We start from the raw sequence: 21,525 nt of genomic DNA, 5'->3' as shown, positions 1-21,525 counted from the left end.
CCGGAGAATCTGTCCCATGCAACCGAACCTCAGTGGTGCGACGCGGATGCACTTCATCCTGGGCGATCCCATCGCCCAGGTGCAGTCGCCGGCCTTCGTCACCCAATCCTTCGTCGAACGGGGGGCGAACGCCCTGTTGGCCCCCATCAACGTCACGCCCGCCGATCTCGACGGCTTCATGGCGGGGGTGGCGCTGGCCCGCAACGTGGACGGTCTGATCGTCACCGTCCCGCACAAGTTCGCCTGTGCGCGCCATTGCAGCCGCCTGACCGAGCGCGCCCAATTCCTGGGTGCCGTCAACGTCATGCGCCGCACGTCCGACGGCTGGTACGGCGACATGGTGGACGGGCTGGGCTTCGTCGGCAGCGTGAAGGCCAAGGGCGTGGACCTGCCGGGCAAGCGGGTGCTGCTGGTGGGGGCCGGCGGCGCCGGCACCGCCATCGCCCTGTCGTTCCTGGAGGAAGGGGCGGGCGAACTGGCGATCTATGACGCCGACACCGCCCGTCTCGACACGCTGGTGGGCCGTCTGGCTGAGCGTTTTCCGGGGCGGGTGCGCGTGGGATCACCCGACCCGGCGGGCTTCGATGTGGTGGCCAACGCCACGCCCATGGGCATGAAGCCGGAAGACCCGCTGCCGGTGATGGTGGAGCGGCTGTCGCCGTCCACCTTCGTCGGCTGCGTCATCACCGCCCCCCCGGCCAGCCCGCTGGTGGAAGCGGCGCGCCGTCTGGGGTGCAACACCCAGGTGGGCAAGGACATGTTCCAAACCCTGCTGGCCCGCATGGTGGATCACCTGCTCCAGCCGGCGGATTAAAGAAATCCCCCCTCTCCCCCCGGGGAGAGGGGGATTCACAGACCATTCCTCACTTTGTCGAACACACCCCGCCGCCGTCCTCGTGTGGCGGGAACGGAGAAGCCGTGCCATGACCGTAGAGCTGGAAAAGATCGTCGAAGGGGCGGTGTACGACGTGGTTGTCGTCGGCGCCGGGGGGGCCGGGATGTCCGCGGCCCTGTTCGCCGCCATCGAAGGGCTGAAGGTGCTGCTGGTGGAGCGCACCCCCTTCGTCGGTGGCACGACGGCCTATTCCGCCGCCACCACCTGGGTGCCCAACACCCATCATCTGGCCAGCACCCCCACCAAGGACAGCGTGGAGAAGGCCGCCCGCTTCCTGGATCTGGCGGTGGGCAACCATTCCTCGTCCGCCCTGCGCCGCGCCTTCCTGGAGGCCGGGCCGAAGGCGGTGGAGGTGATCGAGGCGAATTCCGAGGTCAAATACCGCGCCCGCCCGGTCCACCCCGACTACATCTCGGAACTGGAAGGCTCCACCGTCTGCGGCCGCGCGCTGGAACCGCTGCCCTTCGACGGGCGGCGGCTGGGGCGGGACTTCGCGCTGATCCGCCCGCCGATCCCGGAATTCACCGTGCTGGGCGGCATGATGATCGACCGCGACGACATCGGCCATCTGCTGAAGCTAACCAAATCCTTCGCCTCCTTCCGCCACGCGCTGAAGCTGATCGGGCGCCATGCCTCGGACCGGCTGCGTCACCCGCGCGGCACACGGCTGGTGATGGGCAACGCGCTGATCGCGCGCCTGCTCTATTCCCTGAACGCGCGGGGGGTGGACATTCTGGTGGGCACCACGGTGGAGAGCCTGAACCGCGACGGCGATACCATCGACGGCGTGACGCTCAGCCGCGGCGGCACGCGGCGCACGGTGCTGGCGCGCGGCGGCGTGATCCTGGCGTCGGGCGGGTTCAGCCGGCACAAGGAGTTGCGGGCCAAGATGCTGCACGCCCCGGTGCCCGAACACAGCCCCATCGCCCCCGGCAACACCGGCGAAATGCACGATCTGGCCCTGGCGGCGGGCGGGCGCTACGGCACGGCCAACCTCGACAATTCCTATTGGGCGCCCATGTCGGTGCGCCGCCGGCCCGACGGCACCCAGGCGGTGTTCCCCCACTTCATCCTCGACCGCGGCAAGCCGGGGACGGTGACGGTGAACAAGGCCGGGCGGCGGTTCGTCAACGAATCCACCTCCTACCACCTGTTCGTGCGGGCCATGTATGAATCGCACAAGACGGTGCCGACGGTCCCGGCCTACCTCATCACCGACGCCGACGGCCTGCGCCGCTATGGGCTGGGCATGGTGCGCCCCGGCGGAAAGGGCTTGGAACCGTTCATCGACGAAGGCTATCTGGTGCAGGCCCCGACGCTGGCCGATCTGGCCCGCCGGCTGGACATCGACGCCGCCGGGCTGGCGGAGACGGTGGCGTCCATGAACCGCTTTGCCCAGACCGGCATCGACACCGACTTTGGCCGCGGCACCACCGATTACCACCGGGTCAACGGCGACGGCACCCGCGGTCTGCCCAACCCCAACCTCGGCCCCATCGGGCAGGCGCCGTTCTACGCCGTGCGGCTCTACCCCGGCGACATCGGGGCGGCCACGGGGTTCGTCACCGACGCCGACGCCCAGGTGCTGGGTACGGACGACCGGCCCATCGGCGGGCTGTACGCCATCGGCAACGACATGAACTCCATCATGGGCGGGGTCTATCCGGCACCGGGCATCACCATCGGGCCGGGGCTGGTCTTCGCCTACATCGCCGCCCGCCACGCCGCCCGCCGGGCCGCGTGACCCGTGAGACAGACGACAGGGAGACAGGCCATGCGCGCGCTGGTGACGGGCGGCAGCCAGGGGATCGGCGGGGCGGTGTGCCGCCGGCTGGCGGCGGATGCGGTGATGCGGGGGGAAACCCCCGCCATCGTGCTGACGGTGCGGAGCTTCCGCCCGGATGTGGACGAGCTGGTGTCCACCTTGCAGGAGATGGGGGCGCGTGTCCTGCCGCTGGAAGCGGAACTGTCCGACCCGGACGCCGCATCCCGTGTGGTGGCCGCGGCGGTGGATTTCTGCGGCGGTCTGGACGCGCTGGTGTCCAACGCCGGTCTGATGGGGGCGGGCGGGCCGCTGGCCGCGGCGGATGTGGCCGACTGGGACCGGGTGTTTGCGGTGAACGTGCGGGCGCCGTGGCTGCTGGCGAAGGCGGCGTTTCCCGCCCTGACCGCCAGCGGCGGGGCGATGGTGGCGGTGGCGTCCATGTCCGGCGTCCATCCCCATCCCAACGGCGGTGCCTATGCCGCGTCGAAGGCCGCACTCATCATGCTGTGCCGGCAACTGGCGCAGGAATGGGGGCCGCAGGGGGTGCGGGTGAACGCCGTGTCCCCCGGCATGACCCGCACGCCGCTGACCCGCCACATCTATGCGAATGCCGAGGTGGCGGAACGCCGCGCCGGTCTGGTGCCCCTGCGCCGCGTGGCCGAACCCGACGACGTGGCCGACGCGGTGGCCTTCCTGCTGCGCAGCGCCCACGTGACGGGGGAAAATGTGACCGTGGACGGCGGTTTCTCCAGTTCGATCCTGGGGCACATGCCGGGGTTGCCGCGGGCGGGGAAGTGATCCCGTCCGGCTACAATCCCCCCGTCGCCCGCACCACGGTCGCGGTGACATAGGCGGATTCCGGCGACAGCAGCCACAGCACCACGTCGGCGATCTCGTCCGGTTCGGCGATGCGGCCCAGCGGCACGCGCCCGACCACGCGGGCCGGGCGGTCGGGGACGCCGCCGGCGGCGTGGATGCCGGTGTAGGCCGTGCCCGCCGCCACCGCGTTCACCCGGATGCCCAGCGGTGCCACCTCCTTGCCCAAACCGATGGTCAGGGTGTCCACCGCGCCCTTGGTGGCGGCGTAATGCACGTATTCGCCGGGCGATCCCAGGGTGGCGGCGGCGGACGACAGGTTGACCATGCGGCCGGGGATGCCCGCCGCCTGCCACCGCCGTACCGCCTGCTGCGCCATCATCAGAGTGCCCAGAAGGTTCACGTCCAGCGTCCGCCGCATCACCTCCAGCGGCAAGTCGGCAAAGGGGCCGTGGCGCCCGGTGATGCCGGCGTTGTTGACCAGCGCGGTGGGGGTGCCCAACGCGCGCGTGGCCGCGTCGAAGAAGCGGGGGGCGAAGGCGGGGTCGGCCACGTCGCCCTGAACCGCGTGGACCCGCGCCCCGGCCCCCGTCAGTTCCGCCACCAGCGTTTCGGCGGCGGCGGTGTCCTGCACATAGCTGAAGCCGACGGCGTACCCCAGCGCCGCTGCCTTGCGCACCACGGCGGCGCCGATGCCGCGGCTGCCGCCGGTGACCAGAACCACGTCCTGGGCCGGGGTGGGGTGGGGCGTGGGTTCGGTCAACGGAGCCTCCCTCGGGTATGGCGGTTTGTTTCAGAAGTGAGCGCTGATCTATACGCTTTCTTGCCGAGAACCGCCACACCCGCCGGCCTTACTCCCGCACGACGTAGGTGTAGAAGCGGATGCGCCCGTCGGCTTCCGTCTCGCGGTAGAGGCCCTGGATCTCGTTGTCGAAACCGGGGAAGCGGTTGGCACCCTCCTGGAACATCTGCAGATACGCGATCATCGGGCGGGCGCGCTCGTCCAGCCGTTCGCCGGGCACGATGGTGGCAATGCCGGGCGGGTAGACCACGAACAGGGTGGTGGCGATGCGGCCCATCACCTGGTCGATGGGCAGGTAATCCACGTTGTTGCGCACCAGATGCCGCACCGCCTCCCGCGGGGGGATCGCCATTTCCGGCAGGTGCTCGCGCTTGAAGATGTTCTGCTGGAGCGTGCTGGTGCCCCGCTCGCGGTAGAAGCTGTGCATGGCGTTGCACAGGTCGCGCAGGCGGCGGCCGGAATAATGCTTGGGCCGGCGGGCGACGAATTCCGGGATCACCTCGTCCAGCAGGGCGTTGTCGTCGTGCAGCCGCTTGAACGCCACCAGACCGCTCAGCAGCGTGCCGGCCTTGCTGGATTCCACCCCCGGCGTCAGCAGGAACAGGATGGAGTTCAGGTCGTTCTTTTCCGGCACGATGCGGTTTTCGCGCAGGTACTGCGCCAGCACCGGGGCCGGGATGCCGTGATCCTCATAGGCCCCCGTCTGCCGGTTGAAGCCGGGGGTCAGCAGGGTCAGCTTGTTGGGATCGGTCATGGCATAGCCCGGCTCCACCCGCGCGAAGCCGTGCCAATGGTCGCCGGGGCCGAATTCCCAATGGCGGACGTTGGCGGCCAGCGCGTCGGTGGGCACGTCCTCCCACGCCACGGCTTCGCCGTTCACCGTCACCCGGTCGGGCACGAAGGGGTCGAAGAACCAGCGGCGGGCGGGGTCGGTCTCGCGCTCCTCGAACTCGCGGCGGATGGCGCGGATCTTCTTGCGAAGCTCGATGCCCAGCCGGATGGTGTCGTCCCACAGCACCTCGCCCGAGCGGCCCTTCATCATCTGCGCGCCGACGTCCAGCGACGCGAACAGCGGGTAGAACGGCGAGGTGGAGGCGTGCAGCAGGAAGGTCTCGTTGAAGCGGCGGTGCTCCACCCGGCGGCGCTGGCCCTTGATGTGGCTGTCCTTCACATGGATCTGCGACGCCTGGGAAAAGCTGGCAAGCTGCTTGTGGGTCGATTGGGTGGCGATGATGCCGGGGTGGCTGTCGCCCAGCCCGTCCAGCCCCATGGCGAAATGGCCCTTGAACAGCGGGTGGAACTTCAGGAACCCCGCCCACGCCTCGTCGAACAGGATGTAGTCGCAGAGGTGGCCGATCTTCGCCAGGATGGCTTCGGCGTTGTAGATGGTGCCGTCGTAGCTGCACTGCTGGATCACCGCGGCGCGGAACGGGCGCTCGCGCCGCCACGCATCGGGATCCTTGACCAGCGGGTTGCGGCGGATCTTGTCGCGGATGCGCTCCTCGTCCAGCGCATCCGGGTCGATGGGGCCGATCAGGCCATAGGCGTTGCGGCCGGTTTCCAGAAAGACCGGGATGCCGCCGCCCAGAAACAGCCCGCCGTGGTGGGCGGCCTTGTGGTTGTTGCGGTCGAACAGCACCAGATCATCCTCGGCCACCAGCGCCGACAGCACGATCTTGTTGGACGCCGAGGTGCCGTTGAGCACGAAATAGGTGCGCTCGGCCCCGAAGATGCGCGCCGCCTCCTTCTGCGCCTGGAGCGCCGGCCCCTCGTGGACCAGCAGGTCGCCCATCTCCAGCACCGAATTGTCGATGTCGTCGCGGAACACCGCCTCGCCCAGATGTTCGACGAAGATGCGCCCGATGGGGCTGCGGCTGTAGAAGATGCCGCCGTTGTGACCGGGGCAGGTCCACAGCTGGTTGCCCTCCTCCGCGTAATCCACCAGCGCGCCGAAGAACGGGGTCTTCAGCGTGTCGGCGTACTGCTTCAGCCGGCTGACCAGATTCTTGGCGATGAATTCCGGCGTTTCTTCGGCCAGGAAGACGTAACCGTCCACCTGATTGAGCACATCGACGGGGATGTTTTCCAGCCGCTGGCGGCGGACCAGCAGGATGATGGGCATCTCCAGGCCCCGCCGCCGGGCCAGCGCGATCAGGGCTGCCGTCTTGCCGTCCAGCCCGCGCTTGCCCCAATCCACCACCATGCAGCCGATGGCGGCGTCGGTGCGGATGGCCAGTTCCGCGTCGTCCACCCGGCGCGCGCGGATCACCTCGAACCCCATCCGTTCGATCTCGGCGGTGATCTGCTGAAGGCGGATGCCCTCCAGTTCGTCGGCCTCGAAGGCCGGGGCGCAGACCAGGAACGTGAAGCGGCGGAAGAAGTCCATGCCAGGAGGCTCCGGTGTTGGGAGAAGACGGAAAAATCAGAAGGGACGGGGGCGTCAGTCGCCGGCCTGGACCATGCCGCCGTGGTGGTCGTCGGGCGGTGCGATGTCGGCGAAGCCCAAGGCGCGCTGCATGAACACGCTGTCGGTCCAGCGCCCGAACTTGAAGCCCACGGATGTCAGGATGCCCGCCTGCTGAAAGCCGCAGGACAGGTGCAGGCGCAAGGAGGGGGTGTTGGCGCTGTCCACCACCGCCACCATCTGGCGGCAGCCGGCGGTCGTGCACGCCTCGATCAGCGCCGGCAGCAGCCGGCGGCCGATGCCAAGCCCCTGATAATCCTTGTGGATATAGATGGAGTGCTCGACCGTGTAGCGGTACGCCGGGCGCTTGCGGAACGGGGCGGCATAGGCATAGCCGGCCACCACGCCCCCGGCGTCGGCGACCAGATGGGGCAGCCGGCGTTTCAGCATCACCTTGCGCCGGCGTTTCAATTCGTCGGCGTGCAGCGGCTCGATGTCGAACGGACCCAGCCCGTGCTGGATGTGATAGCTGTAGATGTCCAGCATCGCCGCCACATCCTCTTCGGTGGAGGGGCGGATGATGATGGGCGGGGGTGACGACTGGACCACCGGTGCGACCTCGGCCTGGGTTTGCCGGGGCGACCATACAAGATGGTCATGACAGGTGTGTGACGGTGGGGCGGGTTCGTGGACGGCTGAAAACAGTTTGGGGCGGGCCGCAACCGGCCCACCCCATTCCACGGAACCCATTTTTCGTCCGAGGCTGGTTCTCAGTCCCCGCCGGCCATGGCCGCGGCGGCGGCCAGCCGGTTGGCGTCCTGTGCCGCCCTGGCCCGGCTGCGCACGGCGAACGCGGCGATCAGGCTGATGCCCGCGGCCAGGCTGAGCCACAGGCCGGGGGACGCCCGGTTGCCGGTCGTCTCGATGAGGTACGTGCACACCGCCGGGGTGAAGCCGCCGAAAACCGCGGTCGCCAGACTGAACGCCAGCGAGAAACCGGCGGTGCGCACCTCCACCGGCATGATTTCCGCCAGCAGCGGGATCATCGCGCCGTTGTAGATTCCGAAGAAGAACGAGAACCACAGTTCCACCAGCAGCAGCTTGCCGAAGCTGGGGTCGGCCACCAGCCACGACATCGCCGGATAGGCGGTGACCAGGGCCAGGGCCGGGATCAGCAGCAGCAGCGGCCGCCGCCCGATGCGGTCGGACAGCGCCCCGCCGATGGGCAGCCACAGGAAATTCGACAGGCCCACGCACAAGGTGACGAGCAGATTGTCCTGAACCGCCAGATGCAGCGCCTGCCGGCCAAAGGTCGGGGTATAGGCGGTGATGAGATAAAAGGTGGTGGTGGTCATCACCGACAGCATCATGCCGATCCCCACCAGCCGCCAGTTGGCGGCGATGACGCGCAGCACCTCGCCGGCGCTCGGGCGGTGCTTGCGGTGCTGGAACTCCTCGGTTTCCTGCAGCGAGCGGCGCAGGAACAGGATCAGCGGAATGATCATGCAGCCGATCAGCAGCGGCACGCGCCAGCCCCACAGGACCATCTCTTCCGGCGGCAGGATCGTGGTGAGCGCCACCCCGATCAGGGCCGCGAACATCACCGCCACCTGCTGGCTGGCCGACTGCCACGAACAATAGAAGCCGCGGTTGCCCGGCGTGGCGATTTCCGACAGATAGATCGACACGCCCCCCAGTTCGACGCCGGCGGACAACCCTTGCAACAAGCGTCCGATCACCACCAGCAGCGGTGCCGCCGGTCCCAGCACGTCATAGCCCGGTGTCACGGCGATGGTGACGGTGCCGATGGCCATCAGCCCCAGCGTCAGGATCAGCCCCGTGCGCCGCCCCTTGCGGTCGATGTAGGAACCGAGAAGGATCGCACCCAGCGGGCGCATCAGATACCCCGCCCCGAACGTCGCCAGCGACAGCATGAGCGAGGCGAATTCACTGTCGGAGGGGAAGAAGGTCTTGGCGATGTAATTGGCGTAATAGCCGTAAACCATGAAATCGTACATCTCGAGAAAATTACCGCTCGAGACGCGGAGGACGGCACCGATTTTTGCTCGGCGCTCTGCGGGTGTCAGCACTGCGTTTCTCCCGTACTTTGTTTTTTCAGGATTGGGGGGCCGGGTCAGTGACCGGAGTCACGGCCCGCACCGTTTTCGAGCGCGTAGCGCAGCAGAGCCGCCGAGCGGTACACGCCATGGACGAATTTGCTGTAGGGCATCAGCAGGAACAGCGACAGGACGAAGCCCAGGTGCACCGCCAGCGCCATGCCCATGGCCCCGGTCGCCCGCACGGCCAGCAGCAGCAGGCCGGTCAGCGCCGTCATGCACAGCAGCACCAGAAAGGCCACGTCGGTGCCCAGCAGCGTCCGGGCGGTGGGGGCCTGATCGCCCGCCAGCTTCAGCCACAGCATCCCCAGCGTGCCGACAACCATGCCCAGCCCGCCCGCGGTGCCCAGCAGCACCGGCAGGCTGAAGACGCCGTAGGGGGCTTCCCACCCGAACAGGAAATGATAGAGCGTCGCCACGCCCGTGGACGCGAAGCAGGCGAAGAAGCCGTAGAACAGCGCGTGGTGAAACCGCCGCCGCACCGTGGAGAACGTCTCGTCACGGTCGTTGCAGCCGTGCTCCCCGCCCAGATGGCGCAGGGTCAGGATGTCCGACAGCGCTTGGGCCAGCGGGCGGCGGCGCAGCGGATCGGCATCCCGCGCCCCGGCATCGCGCCAGAAATTGGCGAACCCCATGGCCAGCGCCAGCAATGCGTAAAGGAACGTCACCGATCCCAGCACCGCCATGGCATCGTGGGGGATGACGGCGTAGAACGCGCCGGGGCCGGTGTGGACCCCGTACAGCAGGCCAGGGGAACGCAGCAGCATGGCGGCCAGCAGAACCCCGGCCAGGGCCAGGGCGGTGACCACCGACACCACCAGGCCGTTGCGGCGCAGCAGTTTGGCCACCGGCTGCGGCCACGCGTATTCCTCGTAGGTTTCCGCCCGGAGTTCGGCAAAGCTCCTGGGCAGGTTGATGCCGAATTCGTGGGGTGGGGCGTATTGGCAGGCGTGATAGCAGCCGCGGCAATTGTGGCAGAGGTTGGCGAGGTAGCTGAGATCGCCGTTGGTGAAATCCCGCCGCTGCTCCATGGCCGGAAACACCGCGCAAAAGCCCTCGCAATACCGGCAGGCGTTGCAGATCTCCATCGCCCGGCGGGCGTCTTCCAAAGCCTCAGTGGTGCGCATAGCTCGCCGCCTCCTTCCCCGCGATACGGCCGAACACCGTGCCGATCGCCATGCCGAAACCCGCCAGATAGCCGCGCCCCAGAATGTTGCCGGCCATGATCTCGCCCGCCGCGAACAGGTTCTTTGCCGGGCGCCCGTCCTGCATCTGCACGCGGGCCTGCGTGTCGATCTTCACGCCCAGATAGGTGAAGGTGATGCCGGGCCGCAGCGGATAGGCGGTGAAGGGCGCCGTATCGACGGTGCGCGCCCAATGGGTCTTGGGCGGGGTCAGCCCCTCGGTCCGGCAATCGTCCAGACGGGTGGTGTCGAAGGTGCCGGTCTGAACCGCGGCGTTGTAATCGGTGACTGTCCGTTCCAATGCTGCCGGGTCCAGCCCCAGCTTGGCCGCCAGTTCGGCGATGCTGTCCGCCGTCACCGGCGGGAACACCGACGGCATGAACAGGTGGGCCGCCTTGGAATCGATGATGGAATAGGCGATCTGCCCCGGCTGCTGCGCCACCAGCCGGCCCCAGATGGCGTAGCGCTTGGGCCAGAAATCCTCGCCCTCGTCATAAAACCGCTGGGCATCGCGGTTGACGACGATGCTGAAGGGCACGCAGTCCAGCCGGGTGACGATGCCGCCGTCGAAGGCCGGCGCCCGCGCGTCGATGGCGACCGCGTGGCATTGGGTGGGGTCGCCCGCCTGCTGCACGCCCTGGGCCAGCAGGTTTTCCAGAATCCGGCCCTTGGCATAGGGGGTGCCGCGGATGATGAAATTGTCCGCCGCGTCGCCCCAATAGCGTTTCAGCCAGCCGATGTTCGCCTGGAAACCGCCCGACGACGCCACCACCGCCTTGGCCCGGACGGTGGCGGGAAAGCCGCGGCTGGTGACCGACACCGACCGGACGAGGCCGTCGTCAAGATCCAGCGACACCACCTCGGTGTCGTAGAGAACCTCCACGCCCAGCCGTTCCGCCGTGGTGTAATAGGCGTTCAGCAGCGCCTTGCCGCCCCCCAGAAAGAAGGCGTTGGTGCGCGACAGGCTCAGCGTCCCGCTCAGGGACGGCTGGAAGCGCACGCCGCACGCCTCCATCCACGGCAGCACCTGTGCCGTGGCGCGGATGGTCATGCGCGCCAGCGTCTCGTCGGTGTTGCCGCCGGTGACGCGGACCAGATCCTCCCAATACTCGTCCTCGCCGTAGGACTCGGTGAGCACCGAGGTCGGCGCCGTGTGCATGGCCCGCAGGTTGCGGGTGTGCCGGCTGTTGCCGCCGCGGAAGGCCCGCGGGGCGTGTTCCAGCACCAGCACGCTGGCCCCCTGCTTGCGCGCCGAAATCGCCGCGCACAGCGCCGCGTTGCCGCCGCCGATCACCAGAACATCGTAGGTTTTTGAAAAATCCGCCATGAGCGCCCATCCCAGTGTGCGTTCGTCGTTCTTTGTGCACGCTTGTATACGCTGGTGCGCAAGCCGTCAATTCCATGATTGGGCGTGGGCGCGCACCGCCGCCGCCGGCCACCGCACGGGCGCGATACTTTTGTATACCGATGTACGGAAAAGCCTTATCGTGCCCCGGCAACAGGAAGCAGGAGCATTCAGCCGTGGCCCGCGCACCCAAGCCGAAGGACGCCACCCCCCAGAGCGCAGCGCTGGAGGAGGTGACGGCCAAAGTGCCGCTCAGCGTCGTCGCCTACCGCAAGATCCGCGAGGCGATCCGCACCGGCCACTACGCGCCGGGGGACCGCATCCTCGAAGACGAGCTGTCACGCCAGTTGGAAATGAGCCGCACCCCGGTGCGCGAAGCGCTGCACCGGCTGGAATCCGAAGGGCTGCTGGTGTACGAGGCGCGCCAGGGAATCGTCGTCGCGCGCCTGGATTATCAGATGATCATGGAACTCTATTCCATGCGCGACGTGCTGGAGGGCACCGCCGCGGCCATGGCCGCCCGCCACGCGTCGGATGCGGAAATCGCCAATCTTGAACATCTGCTGCTGATGGAGGAACGCTTCGCCGACGATGCCGCGGCCATGGCCGAACACAACCGGCGTTTCCACGAAGCCATCTACCGCAGCGCCCACAACCGTTATCTTTTGAAAACGCTGAACGCGCTGCAGGATCCGCTGTCGCTGCTCAGCAAGACCACGTTTCTTCTGCCCGGCCGCCGTACGGCGGCCCACCCCGAGCATCAGGCGATCGTGGAGGCGATCCGCGCCCGTGATCCCGAACGGGCCGAACGGGTGGCCCGCACCCACATCCGCGCCGCCCAGCAGGCCCGCCTGCAAATCATGGCCGAAGAGGCGGCGTGGGGCGCCGATACGCCGGGCGGCTCATAAAAAAGAGACGGCCGGTTCGAACGGAAAGGTTCGAACCGGCCGCATGGAAAAACACCGTTGCTTTGCCGTCAGTCCCCCGCCGCCGGCTGCGGCACCGGGGCGGCGCGGCGGACGAACAGGCGGTAGATCAGGACGAAGAACACCGGCACGAACACCACCGCCAGCACGGTGGCCGAGATCATGCCGCCCATCACGCCCACACCGATGGCGTTCTGGCTTTCCGACCCGGCCCCGCTGGCGATCGCCAGCGGCAGCACGCCCAGGATGAAGGCCATGGAGGTCATGATGATCGGGCGCAGACGCTGGCGGCACGCCTCGATGGCGGCGTCCTTCAGGTCCATGCCCTGGTCGTACAGCGCCTTGGCGAACTCCACGATCAGGATGGCGTTCTTGGCCGACAGGCCGATGGTGGTCAGCAGGCCGACCTGAAAATACACGTCGCTGGGCAGGCCGCGCAGCAGGGCCGCCGTCACCGCCCCGATCACCCCCAGCGGCACCACCAGGATCACCGCCGCCGGCACCGACCAGCTTTCATAGAGCGCTGCCAGACACAGGAACACGATGATCATGGACAGGGCATAGAGGGCCGGCGCCTGCGACCCGCTCAGCCGCTCCTCGAACGACAGGCCGGTCCATTCATAGCCGATGCCGGGGGGCAGCTTGGTCATCATGGCTTCCATCTCGGCCATCGCCTCGCCCGAGCTGATGCCCGGTGCCGCCGATCCCTGGATGTTGACCGAGGACGCGCCGTTGTACCGCTCCAGCTTCGGCGAGCCGTAGATCCATTGCCCCATGGAAAAGGCGGAGAACGGCACCATCTGGCCCGATGCGTTGCGCACGTACCAGCGGTTGATGTCGCTGGGCTGCATGCGGTACGGGGCGTCGGCCTGCAGATAGACCTTCTTCACCCGGCCGTTGTCGATGAAGTCGTTGACGTACGACGACCCCCACGCCACCGACAGGGTGGTGTTGATGTCGCTGAGCGACAACCCCAGGGCCGCGGCCTTTTCCCGGTCCACGTCGAGCCGGAACTGCGGCGTGTCCTCCAGCCCGTTGGGGCGCACGCCCACCAGTTTGGGATTCTGCGCCGCCATGCCCAGCAACTGGTTGCGCGCCTGCATCAGCCGGTCGTGCCCCAGCCCGCCACGGTCCACGAGCTGGAGATCGAAGCCGGTGGCGTTGCCCAGACCCGGCACCGACGGCGGCAGGAAGGCGAAGACCACCGCGTCCTTCAGCTTGGACATGGCGCCCATCACCCGCCCGGCAATGGCCTGGGGCTTCTGCGCCGGGGACGGGCGCACGCTCCAGTCCTTCAGGCGGACGAAGGCCATGCCGGAGTTCTGCCCGCGCCCGGCGAAGTTGAATCCCACAATGGTGAACAGCCCCTCCACCGTGTCCTTTTCGCGGGTCAGGAAATAGTCGGTGACGGCGGCGGCGGTTTCCGCCGTGCGTTCGGCGCTGGCGTTGGGCGGGGCCGACCACAGCACGAACAGCTGCCCGCGGTCCTCGGTGGGCAGGAACGACGACGGGATCTGCATGAACAGATACCCCAGCCCGCCCAAAATCAGCAGATAGGCGAAGAAATAGCGCCCGATCCGCCCCACGGCCCCGCGCACGCCGCCGACATAGGCGCGCGAGGTGGCGTCGAAGCCGCGGTTGAACAGGCCGAAGAATCCGCCCCGGTGATGGCCGTGCCCCTCGGGCAGCGGCTTCAGCAGGGTGGCGCACAACGCCGGGGTCAGCACCAGCGCCACCAGCACCGACAGCCCCATGGCCGACACGATGGTCAGCGAGAACTGGCGGTAGATGGCGCCCGCCGACCCGCCGAAAAACGCCATGGGCACGAACACCGCCGACAGCACCAGCGCGATGCCGATCAGGGCGCCGGTAATCTGGTCCATGGATTTGCGGGTGGCGTCGCGGGGGGCGAGCTTGTCCTCGCTCATCACGCGCTCGACGTTTTCCACCACCACGATGGCATCGTCCACCAGAAGGCCGATGGCGAGCACCATGCCGAACATGGTCAGCACGTTGATGGAGAACCCGAACGACGACAGGATGCCGAAGGTGCCCAGCAGCACCACCGGCACCGCGATGGTCGGGATCAGCGTGGCGCGGAAGTTCTGCAGGAACAGGTACATCACCACGAACACCAGGACGATGGCCTCGACCAGCGTCTTGATCACCTCGTGGATCGACAGCTGCACGAACGGGGTGCTGTCATAGGGGTAGATGACCTCCAGCCCCGCGGGGAAGAAGGCGGACAGGTCGGCGATGCGCGCCTTGACCGCCGCCGCCGTGTCCAGCGCGTTGGCGCCGGTGGCCAGCTTGATGCCCAGACCGGCGGCGGGGTTGCCGTTGTAGCGGGCGGCGATCTCATAGGTTTCCGACCCGATCTCGATCCGTGCCACGTCGCGCAGCCGCACCTGCGACCCGTCGGGATTCACCCGCAGCAGGATGGCGCCGAACTGTTCGGGCGTCTGCATCCGCGACTGGGCGGTGATGGTGGCGTTGATGCGCTGGCCGGGCACGGCGGGGGCACCGCCCAACTGGCCGGCGGAGACTTGCGCGTTTTCCGCCTTGACCGCGGTGGTGATGTCGGTGGTGGTGAGCTGATGGCTGTTCAGCTTGTCGGGGTCGATCCAGATGCGCATGGCATGCTGCGGCCCGAACACCGTGACGTCGCCCACGCCCTGCACGCGGCTGATGATGTCCTGCAGGTTCGAGGTCACATAGTCGGCGATGTCCCCCTGGGTCAGCCGCCCGTCGGACGACACGAAGCCGGCCACCATCAGAAAGTCGTTGCCGGCCTTGGACACCTGCAGCCCGCGCTGCTGCACCTCCTGCGGCAGCAGGGGCACGGCAAGCTGGAGCTTGTTCTGCACCTGCACCTGGGCGATGTCGGGGTTGGCCGCCGGCTCGAACGTCAAGGTGATGGTGACGTTGCCCGAACTGTCGCTGGTGGACGCCATGTAGCGGAAATTGTCCAGCCCGGTCATCTTCTGCTCGATGACCTGGGTGACCGTGTCCTCCAGCGTCTTGGCCGAGGCGCCGGGGTAGCTGGCGGTGATCGACACCGTGGGCGGGGCGATCTTGGGGTATTGTTCGACGGGCAGCCGCAGGATGGCCAGCGCGCCGGCCATCATGATGACGATGGCGATGACCCAGGCGAAGACCGGGCGGTCGATGAAGAATTTCGACATGGGGATGGTCCCGCCTTACTTCGCCGCCGGCTTCGGTCCGGCCCCGTCGGGCAGCTTTGGTCCCGCCCCGTCGGGCAGGGCGGCCACGGTGTTGGGCGGGGGCACCGGCTTGACCTCCGCCCCCGGTTTCACCTTTTGCAGCCCTTCGATCACGATGCGCTCGCCAGGCGTCAGCCCCTCGGACACCAGCCAGGCGTTGCCGACGGGGCGTTCGGTCTTGATGGTGCGCGGCGCCACCTTGTTGCCGTCGCCGACCACCCACACCCGCGCCGACCCGTCGGGGCCGCGGCTGACGGCGGCCTGGGGCACGGTGATGGCCCCCGCCGCGATGCCTTGCTCGATGCGCGCCCGCACGAACAGGCCGGGCAGCAGATCCTGCTTGGGGTTGGGGAAGACCGCGCGCAACTGCACCGAACTGGTGCCGGGATCCACCGTGACGCCGGCGAACTGCAGGTCGCCCCGGATGGGGTAGGGGGTGCCGCTGCCGTCCAGCAGCAGGGAGACGGGGATCTTCCCCGGTTCCGCCGGGCGGATGCGCCCGCTTTCCATGGCCTCGCGCAGTGCCATCAACTGCGACGCCGTTTGGGTCACGTCCACATAGATGGGATCGAACTGCTGGACAGTGGCCAGCGCCGTCGCCTGATTGGCGGTGACCAGCGCCCCTTCGGTCACCGACGATTTGCCGATGCGGCCGGAGATGGGGGCGAACACCTTGGTATAATTCAGGTTGATCTGGGCCAGATTGAGCGAGGCCCTGGCCGCGGCCAACTGCGCCTCGTTCTGTTTCAAGGTGGCCTGAACGTCGTCGTAATCCTGTTTGCTGACCACGCTGTTCCTGACCAGATCGCCGTAGCGCCCGGCCTTGTTGCGGGCGGCCTGCAGGTTCGCCTCCGCCTTCTGCACGTCGGCCTGCGCGCTGGCGAGTGCGGCCTCATAGGTCGCGGGGTCGATCTGGTAGAGCTGCTCGCCCGCCTTGACGTCGCTGCCTTCCTGGAAGAAGCGCTTCAGCACGATGCCGCTGACCTGGGGGCGGATTTCCGCCACGCGGAACGGGGCGGTGCGGCCCGGCAGTTCGGTGGTGACGGGCAGATCCTGTGGCTGGATGGTGGTGACGGTCACCTCTGCCGGGCCGGGGGCGGGGGCCGGGCCGGCAGCCTGCTTCTTGTCCTGGCAGCCGGCCAGCGCGGCGGCCAGGGCCGCCAGAAGCGCCAGATGAATCGCTCGGTTGGGTTTGACCATCGTTCAGTCCCTGTCCCTCGTCCGTATCCCTGATCGGGCCTGTCCCCGGCCGGCCTTGACGTCCAGACGTACTGTCTCATACAGTACACTGTACTGGACGATACATTCTGGACGATGCACCGCGCAAGGGGGTTCTGTCATGCCCGGAACAGGGCTGAACCATACCAGACACGGCCCAAGGGCGGCAGCCGCCGCGGCGGCACCGGCGCGCCCGCGGGGCTGGGCGCGCTGCCGGGCGCTGCTGGACGCGGCGGCCGCGCTGTTCGTGGAAAAGGGGTTCGCCGCCACCTCCCTGACCGATGTGCTGCGTCAGGCCGGCGGGTCGCGCACCACGCTCTACAAGCATTTCGGTGACAAGGAAGGCTTGTTCCGCGCGATGATGGAGGAGCATTGCGCCCAGGTTGTGGAGGGGATGGCCCGCACCCCCGCCCGCCCGTCCGGCACCGGGGCGGAAGGAGCGGAGGAGCGGCTGACCCGGTTCGGCCTGCATCTGGCCCGCACCCTATACACGCCGGAAACCATGGCGATCCTGCGCACCCTGATTTCCGAGGGCGGGCGCATCCCCGATCTGGTGGAAGCCTTTTTCCACGTCGGCCCGGAACAGACCGACGAACAGTTGACCCGCTGTTTCCAGGATCTGGCGGCGGCGGGGCACCTGCGCATCGACGACCCGGCGGTGGCGGCCCGCGCGTTCGGCGGGATGGTGGTGGGGCATCTGCTGCTGAAGCGGCTGATCCTGCCCGACGCCCCGGTGGCGATGGACGAGGTGGAGCGCTATGTGCGCGCCTGCGTGCGCATGGTTCTCCACGGTATCGGCCCCGCCGGTCACTGAGTTTCTCACCCCAAGCTTTGCCGAGGATTGCCGTGGCGCCCAAGGACATCGTTGTCTTCATCGAGGACGAACAGGAACAGACCGCCCGCCTGACCTATGCCGCCGCCCTGGCGGAACGGTGGCAGGCGCACCTGACCGCGGTGTTCGCCGCCGGGCGGCTGGATTTCGTCCCCGCCAACGCCTTTGCCCGCGGCGCCGGGCTGGAGACCATGCTGCGCCGGCACCACGCCGCGACCCACGCGGCGGCGGCCCATGCGCAGCAGCGGTTCGACACCATCACCGCCGCCGCGGGTCTCAGCGCCGAATGGCGGGTGGCGACCCACGAGGACGAGGACGGGCTGATGCTGCACGCCCGTCACGCCAGCCTCGCCATCGTCGGTCCGCCGCCGCGGTCCACGGGCCGCAAGCGGGTGGTCGGCCTGGCGGTGGAGGTGATCTTCGCCTCGGGCCGCCCGACGCTGCTGCTGCCGCTGGACTGGCCACCGGAGCGGCTGCCCCGCCGGATCGTGGTGGGGTGGAACGGCAGCCGCGAGGCGACGACGGCCATCGCGCACGCCATGCCCTTCCTGATGGCGGCGGAAACGGTGCATCTGGCGGTGGTTCCCGACGGGCACCTGAACGGCCCGCTGGGCGCCGACCCCGGCGCCGACATGTCCCGTCATCTGGCCCGCCACGGGGTGCCGGTGGTGCTGGACCAGCGGCGGGGCAGCGATGCCGGCACCGTCCTGCTGGAGCACGCACGCACGGTGGACGCCGACCTGCTGGTGATGGGGGCCTATGGCCGCACGCGGCTCAGCGAATTCGTGTTCGGCGGCACCACCCGTACGGTGCTGGCGAAGGCCGGGCTGCCGATTTTGTTGTCCACATGAGGCCAAGGCTTGCCCGCCGGGAGTGGGGCGGGTAAGCCCAGAGGGAAGGGAAAGCCGGCCACGCCGCCGGCCAGGGAACGCACGCATGAGTGACAGCACGCTGAACGATCTCGTCAGGGAAGGGGGGCCCGCCGCCCTGCCCACCGCCGGCCCGCGCGGGTTGGCGCGGCGGCAGGCGATGCTGGACGCCGCCCGCCGCCTGTTCATCGAAAAGGGGTTCGAGAAGACCACGCTGACCGACATCATCGCCCAGTCCGGCGGCTCCCGCGCCACGCTCTACGAGCATTTCGGCGACAAGGCCGGGCTGTTCCGCGCGATGATGGAGGAGAACAGCACCAACATCCTCAAGGGGCTGTGCGCCGCCCACACGGGCGAGGGGGTGACCCCCGAGACCGGCCTGACCTGCTTCGGGCTGCATCTGGTGCGGGAGTTGCTGAGCGAGCGGGTCGTGTCGGTCCTGCGCATCCTGATCGCGGAGGGGGCGCGGATTCCCGACGTCGCCGATTCCTTCTTCCGCATCGGGCCGGACACGGCGGTGACCCGTCTGGCCGATTACCTGCAGGGCCTGTCCGACGCCGGGGTGCTGCGCATCGCCAACCCGCGCGACGCGGCGCAGGCGTTTCTGGGCATGGTCACCGGCAACCTGATCATCCGTCACCTGATCATGCCCGACCGCCTGCCGCCCCTGGAGGAACTGGACCGCTATGTCCGGCAGGCGGTGGCGCTGTTCCTGAACGGGACCAAGGCCGGGTAAGGCGCACCGTTACAGGTACGGCGGCGTGCAGGCGCTGATGATCTCGCACTCCTCGCCGCTGATGTTGCGGAAGCGGTGGGGGATGCGGCTGTCGAAGAGATAGGCGTCGCCGGCCTTCAAAATCTCCTTGCGGTCGCCGACGGTCAGTTCGATCTCGCCGCGGATGACGATGCCGCCCTCTTCCGATTCGTGCTGCAGCATGGTGCGCCCGCCGGTGTCGGCACCGGGGGCGTAGCGTTCGTGCAGCACCTGGAGATTCCGTCCACGCAGGTCGCCCACCTGCCGGAACGAGATCTGTCCCACCTTGCCCTTGACCGGGATGCTGGTCAGTTCGATCAGCTCGTCCCGGCGGTAGAAGATCTGTTCGCGCGGCGGCAGATCCTCGGTGGTGAAGAATTCGGCCAATGTCATGGGGATGCCCTGCAACACCTTGCGCAGGGACGACACCGACGGGCTGCAGCGGTTCTGTTCGATCAGCGAGATGGTGCCGTTGGTGACCCCGGCCCGCTGGGCCAATTGGCGCTGCGACAGGCCGTTGGCCTCCCGCACCTGCTTCAGCCGTATGCCGACGTCGAAATCCATGGACGCATCCACCGTACCCTTCTCCCCCTCTGCCCCGGCGGGCGTGTTGGCGCCCCCCGGGATGGCGATTGCCTTTCCCCTTGGAAACGCTACCTTATTCCAGAAAATCCGTCATCAAAAAGCGGTTGGGCACACGACGGGTGTTGTTTAAATTATTAAACGCGCGTAAGCTCTGTTCCGTCCACGAACCTTTGAGATGGGAAGCGGTGTCTTCATGGTGACGCTCAGCGATTCGGCCCTTCTTCGCACGCAATCCTACATCAACGGCGCGTGGCGCGACGGTCCCGGCGGCCGCACGTTCCCCGTGACCAACCCGGCGACGGGTGAGGTTCTGGCCCATGTGGCCGACCTGGGCGCTGACGAAACGCGCGAGGCGATTGCCGCCGCCAACGCCGCGTGGCCGGCGTGGCGGGCCAAGACCGCCAAGGAACGCGCCGTCATCCTGCGCACGTGGTACAACCTGATCCTGGCCGCCCAGGAAGACCTGGCCCAGTTGATGACCGCCGAGCAGGGCAAGCCCCTGACCGAGGCCCGCGGCGAGGTGATGTACGGCGCCAGCTTCATCGAATGGTTCGCGGAGGAGGGCAAGCGCGTCTATGGCGACGTGATCCCCACCCACAAGCACGGCACCCGTCTGGTGGTGCTGAAGGAGCCGATCGGGGTGGTGGGTGCCATCACGCCGTGGAACTTCCCCAACGCCATGATCACCCGCAAGGTGGCGCCGGCGCTGGCCGCCGGCTGCCCCGTGGTGATCAAGCCGGCGGAAGACACGCCCTTGTCGGCGCTGGCTCTGGCCGTGCTGGCCGAGCGTGCGGGGATTCCGGCCGGGGTGTTTAATATCATCACCGGCATGGACGCCCCGGCCATCGGGGGTGAGCTGACCGGCAACCCCATCGTGCGCAAGGTGTCGTTCACCGGCTCCACCGAAGTCGGCAAGATTCTGATGCGCCAGTGCGCCGGCACGGTGAAGAAGGTGTCGCTGGAACTGGGCGGCAACGCGCCGTTCATCGTGTTCGACGACGCCGATCTGGACGCGGCGGTGCAGGGCGCCATGGCGTCGAAGTACCGCAATTCCGGCCAGACCTGCGTGTGCGCCAACCGTCTGCTGGTGCAGGCGGGCGTGTACGACGCCTTCGCCGCCAAGCTGGCGGAAGCCGTGAAGGCCATCCGCGTGGGCAACGGTGCCGAGGCCGGCATCCAGCAGGGTCCGATGATCAACGAACCCGCGGTCGCCAAGGTGGAGGAACTGCTGTCCGACGCGGTGTCGAAGGGTGCGACGGTGGTGACCGGCGGCAAGCGCCACGCCATGGGCCAGACCTTCTTCGAACCCACGGTGGTGACCGGCGTGACCACCGATATGCGCGTGGCGCGGGAAGAGATCTTCGGCCCGGTGGCGCCGCTGTTCCGTTTCGAGACGGAGGAAGAGGCGATCCGCATGGCCAACGACACCGAATTCGGGCTTGCCGCCTATTTCTATTCGACCAACCTGGGCCGCGTGTGGCGGGTTGCCGAAGGTCTGGAGTACGGCATCGTCGGCATCAACGAGGGCATCATTTCCAACGAAGTCGCCCCGTTCGGCGGCGTGAAGGAAAGCGGCATCGGCCGCGAGGGCTCCCGCTACGGCATCGACGATTTCATGGAAATCAAATACCTCTGCATGGGCCTCGGCGCCTGATTCCAGAGGGTTCCAAGGGCCTTCCGGCCCTTGGTGGGGGAAGCATGAAGGGGGCAGCGCCCCCTTCATAAAACCTGTCTCATTGTTCTTCGCCTTTCCAAAAAACCCACCCGTGCCCGGGCCAGGGAACGCCCC

17 protein-coding genes are annotated in these 21,525 nt (G+C 68.0%); 8 read left to right on the top strand and 9 right to left on the bottom strand.

The genetic code is table 11. The features are described from left to right. Positions 1–16: 16 nt before the first annotated feature. The 3 genes from M2352_RS18740 (at position 17) to M2352_RS18730 (ending at position 3,458) form a co-directional block, all read left to right on the top strand. The gene (locus M2352_RS18740) at positions 17–814 is read left to right on the top strand and encodes a shikimate dehydrogenase family protein (protein WP_264666026.1); all 798 of its coding nucleotides are present in this window, start codon (positions 17–19) and stop codon (positions 812–814) included. Positions 815–923: 109 nt separating this feature from the next. Beyond that, positions 924–2,639, top strand: a complete 1,716-nt coding sequence (locus M2352_RS18735; protein ID WP_264666025.1) for an FAD-dependent oxidoreductase — start codon at positions 924–926, stop codon at positions 2,637–2,639. A 30-nt stretch (positions 2,640–2,669) separates the two neighbouring features. Continuing rightward, the gene (locus M2352_RS18730; RefSeq protein ID WP_264666024.1) at positions 2,670–3,458 is read left to right on the top strand and encodes an SDR family NAD(P)-dependent oxidoreductase; all 789 of its coding nucleotides are present in this window, start codon (positions 2,670–2,672) and stop codon (positions 3,456–3,458) included. Positions 3,459–3,468: 10 nt separating this feature from the next. Here the strand turns inward: M2352_RS18730 and M2352_RS18725 are convergent, their stop codons facing one another. The 6 genes from M2352_RS18725 to tcuA form a co-directional block, all read right to left on the bottom strand. Then, complete coding sequence (locus tag M2352_RS18725; protein ID WP_264666023.1) at positions 3,469–4,239, bottom strand: SDR family oxidoreductase; 771 nt, start codon at positions 4,237–4,239, stop codon at positions 3,469–3,471. A gap of 88 nt (positions 4,240–4,327) precedes the next feature. Next, entirely contained in the window at positions 4,328–6,664 is a 2,337-nt protein-coding gene (locus M2352_RS18720; protein WP_264666022.1) for an Orn/Lys/Arg family decarboxylase, read from the bottom strand. A gap of 54 nt (positions 6,665–6,718) precedes the next feature. Continuing rightward, positions 6,719–7,291 (bottom strand): GNAT family N-acetyltransferase, encoded by a 573-nt coding sequence (locus M2352_RS18715; protein WP_319802051.1) that lies wholly within the window; start codon positions 7,289–7,291, stop codon positions 6,719–6,721. Between the two features lie 161 nt (positions 7,292–7,452). Then, positions 7,453–8,772: an MFS transporter gene (tcuC, locus tag M2352_RS18710; protein ID WP_264666021.1), complete on the bottom strand. Its 1,320-nt coding sequence runs from the start codon at positions 8,770–8,772 to the stop codon at positions 7,453–7,455. A 44-nt stretch (positions 8,773–8,816) separates the two neighbouring features. Next, complete coding sequence (gene tcuB / locus M2352_RS18705; RefSeq protein WP_264666020.1) at positions 8,817–9,926, bottom strand: tricarballylate utilization 4Fe-4S protein TcuB; 1,110 nt, start codon at positions 9,924–9,926, stop codon at positions 8,817–8,819. Then, positions 9,913–11,310 carry an FAD-dependent tricarballylate dehydrogenase TcuA gene (gene tcuA, locus M2352_RS18700; protein WP_264666019.1) on the bottom strand — a complete coding sequence of 466 codons (1,398 nt, stop codon included), beginning with the start codon at positions 11,308–11,310 and terminating at the stop codon, positions 9,913–9,915. Before tcuA ends, tcuB begins: the two co-directional genes overlap by 14 nt. 194 nt (positions 11,311–11,504) lie before the next feature. Between tcuA and M2352_RS18695 the strand changes: the two genes are divergently transcribed. Continuing rightward, positions 11,505–12,236, top strand: a complete 732-nt coding sequence (locus M2352_RS18695) for a GntR family transcriptional regulator (protein WP_264666018.1) — start codon at positions 11,505–11,507, stop codon at positions 12,234–12,236. Positions 12,237–12,304: 68 nt separating this feature from the next. Here M2352_RS18695 and M2352_RS18690 read toward each other — a convergent pair whose 3' ends face one another. After that, positions 12,305–15,439, bottom strand: coding sequence for an efflux RND transporter permease subunit (locus M2352_RS18690; RefSeq protein ID WP_264666017.1), 3,135 nt, complete (start codon positions 15,437–15,439; stop codon positions 12,305–12,307). A 15-nt stretch (positions 15,440–15,454) separates the two neighbouring features. Continuing rightward, on the bottom strand, positions 15,455–16,678 hold the full coding sequence (locus tag M2352_RS18685; RefSeq protein WP_264666016.1) for an efflux RND transporter periplasmic adaptor subunit: 1,224 nt from the start codon (positions 16,676–16,678) through the stop codon (positions 15,455–15,457). Between the two features lie 139 nt (positions 16,679–16,817). Here M2352_RS18685 and M2352_RS18680 point away from each other — a divergent pair, with 139 nt between their 5' ends. The 3 genes from M2352_RS18680 to M2352_RS18670 all read left to right on the top strand — a co-directional run bounded on the left by M2352_RS18680 (position 16,818) and on the right by M2352_RS18670 (position 19,133). Then, positions 16,818–17,510: a TetR/AcrR family transcriptional regulator gene (locus M2352_RS18680; protein ID WP_264666015.1), complete on the top strand. Its 693-nt coding sequence runs from the start codon at positions 16,818–16,820 to the stop codon at positions 17,508–17,510. 32 nt (positions 17,511–17,542) lie between these two features. Then, positions 17,543–18,379, top strand: a complete 837-nt coding sequence (locus M2352_RS18675; protein WP_264666014.1) for a universal stress protein — start codon at positions 17,543–17,545, stop codon at positions 18,377–18,379. Positions 18,380–18,464: 85 nt separating this feature from the next. Then, positions 18,465–19,133 carry a TetR/AcrR family transcriptional regulator gene (locus M2352_RS18670; protein WP_264666013.1) on the top strand — a complete coding sequence of 223 codons (669 nt, stop codon included), beginning with the start codon at positions 18,465–18,467 and terminating at the stop codon, positions 19,131–19,133. A 9-nt stretch (positions 19,134–19,142) separates the two neighbouring features. Here M2352_RS18670 and M2352_RS18665 read toward each other — a convergent pair whose 3' ends face one another. After that, complete coding sequence (locus tag M2352_RS18665; RefSeq protein WP_264666012.1) at positions 19,143–19,715, bottom strand: cupin domain-containing protein; 573 nt, start codon at positions 19,713–19,715, stop codon at positions 19,143–19,145. A gap of 214 nt (positions 19,716–19,929) precedes the next feature. Between M2352_RS18665 and M2352_RS18660 the strand changes: the two genes are divergently transcribed. Continuing rightward, complete coding sequence (locus M2352_RS18660) at positions 19,930–21,390, top strand: NAD-dependent succinate-semialdehyde dehydrogenase (RefSeq protein WP_264666361.1); 1,461 nt, start codon at positions 19,930–19,932, stop codon at positions 21,388–21,390. Positions 21,391–21,525 lie beyond the last annotated feature (135 nt).

Origin of the sequence: Azospirillum fermentarium, assembly GCF_025961205.1 — a bacterium.
Lineage (GTDB): Bacteria > Pseudomonadota > Alphaproteobacteria > Azospirillales > Azospirillaceae > Azospirillum > Azospirillum fermentarium.
The sequence above is the reverse complement of the archived record's forward strand: the minus strand, read 5'-3'. Positions and strand labels throughout refer to the sequence as shown.

Excerpts from the sequence above, each read along its gene's own strand:
- M2352_RS18670 (WP_264666013.1), top strand. The coding sequence starts at position 18,465 with ATGAGTGACAGCACGCTGAACGATCTCGTCAGGGAAGGGGGGCCCGCC.
- M2352_RS18660 (WP_264666361.1), top strand. The coding sequence starts at position 19,930 with ATGGTGACGCTCAGCGATTCGGCCCTTCTTCGCACGCAATCCTACATC.
- tcuA (WP_264666019.1), bottom strand. The coding sequence starts at position 11,310 with ATGGCGGATTTTTCAAAAACCTACGATGTTCTGGTGATCGGCGGCGGC.
- M2352_RS18685 (WP_264666016.1), bottom strand. The coding sequence starts at position 16,678 with ATGGTCAAACCCAACCGAGCGATTCATCTGGCGCTTCTGGCGGCCCTG.
- M2352_RS18690 (WP_264666017.1), bottom strand. The coding sequence starts at position 15,439 with ATGTCGAAATTCTTCATCGACCGCCCGGTCTTCGCCTGGGTCATCGCC.
- M2352_RS18730 (WP_264666024.1), top strand. The coding sequence starts at position 2,670 with ATGCGCGCGCTGGTGACGGGCGGCAGCCAGGGGATCGGCGGGGCGGTG.
- M2352_RS18665 (WP_264666012.1), bottom strand. The coding sequence starts at position 19,715 with ATGGATTTCGACGTCGGCATACGGCTGAAGCAGGTGCGGGAGGCCAAC.
- M2352_RS18740 (WP_264666026.1), top strand. The coding sequence starts at position 17 with ATGCAACCGAACCTCAGTGGTGCGACGCGGATGCACTTCATCCTGGGC.
- M2352_RS18735 (WP_264666025.1), top strand. The coding sequence starts at position 924 with ATGACCGTAGAGCTGGAAAAGATCGTCGAAGGGGCGGTGTACGACGTG.
- M2352_RS18720 (WP_264666022.1), bottom strand. The coding sequence starts at position 6,664 with ATGGACTTCTTCCGCCGCTTCACGTTCCTGGTCTGCGCCCCGGCCTTC.
- M2352_RS18680 (WP_264666015.1), top strand. The coding sequence starts at position 16,818 with ATGCCCGGAACAGGGCTGAACCATACCAGACACGGCCCAAGGGCGGCA.
- tcuB (WP_264666020.1), bottom strand. The coding sequence starts at position 9,926 with ATGCGCACCACTGAGGCTTTGGAAGACGCCCGCCGGGCGATGGAGATC.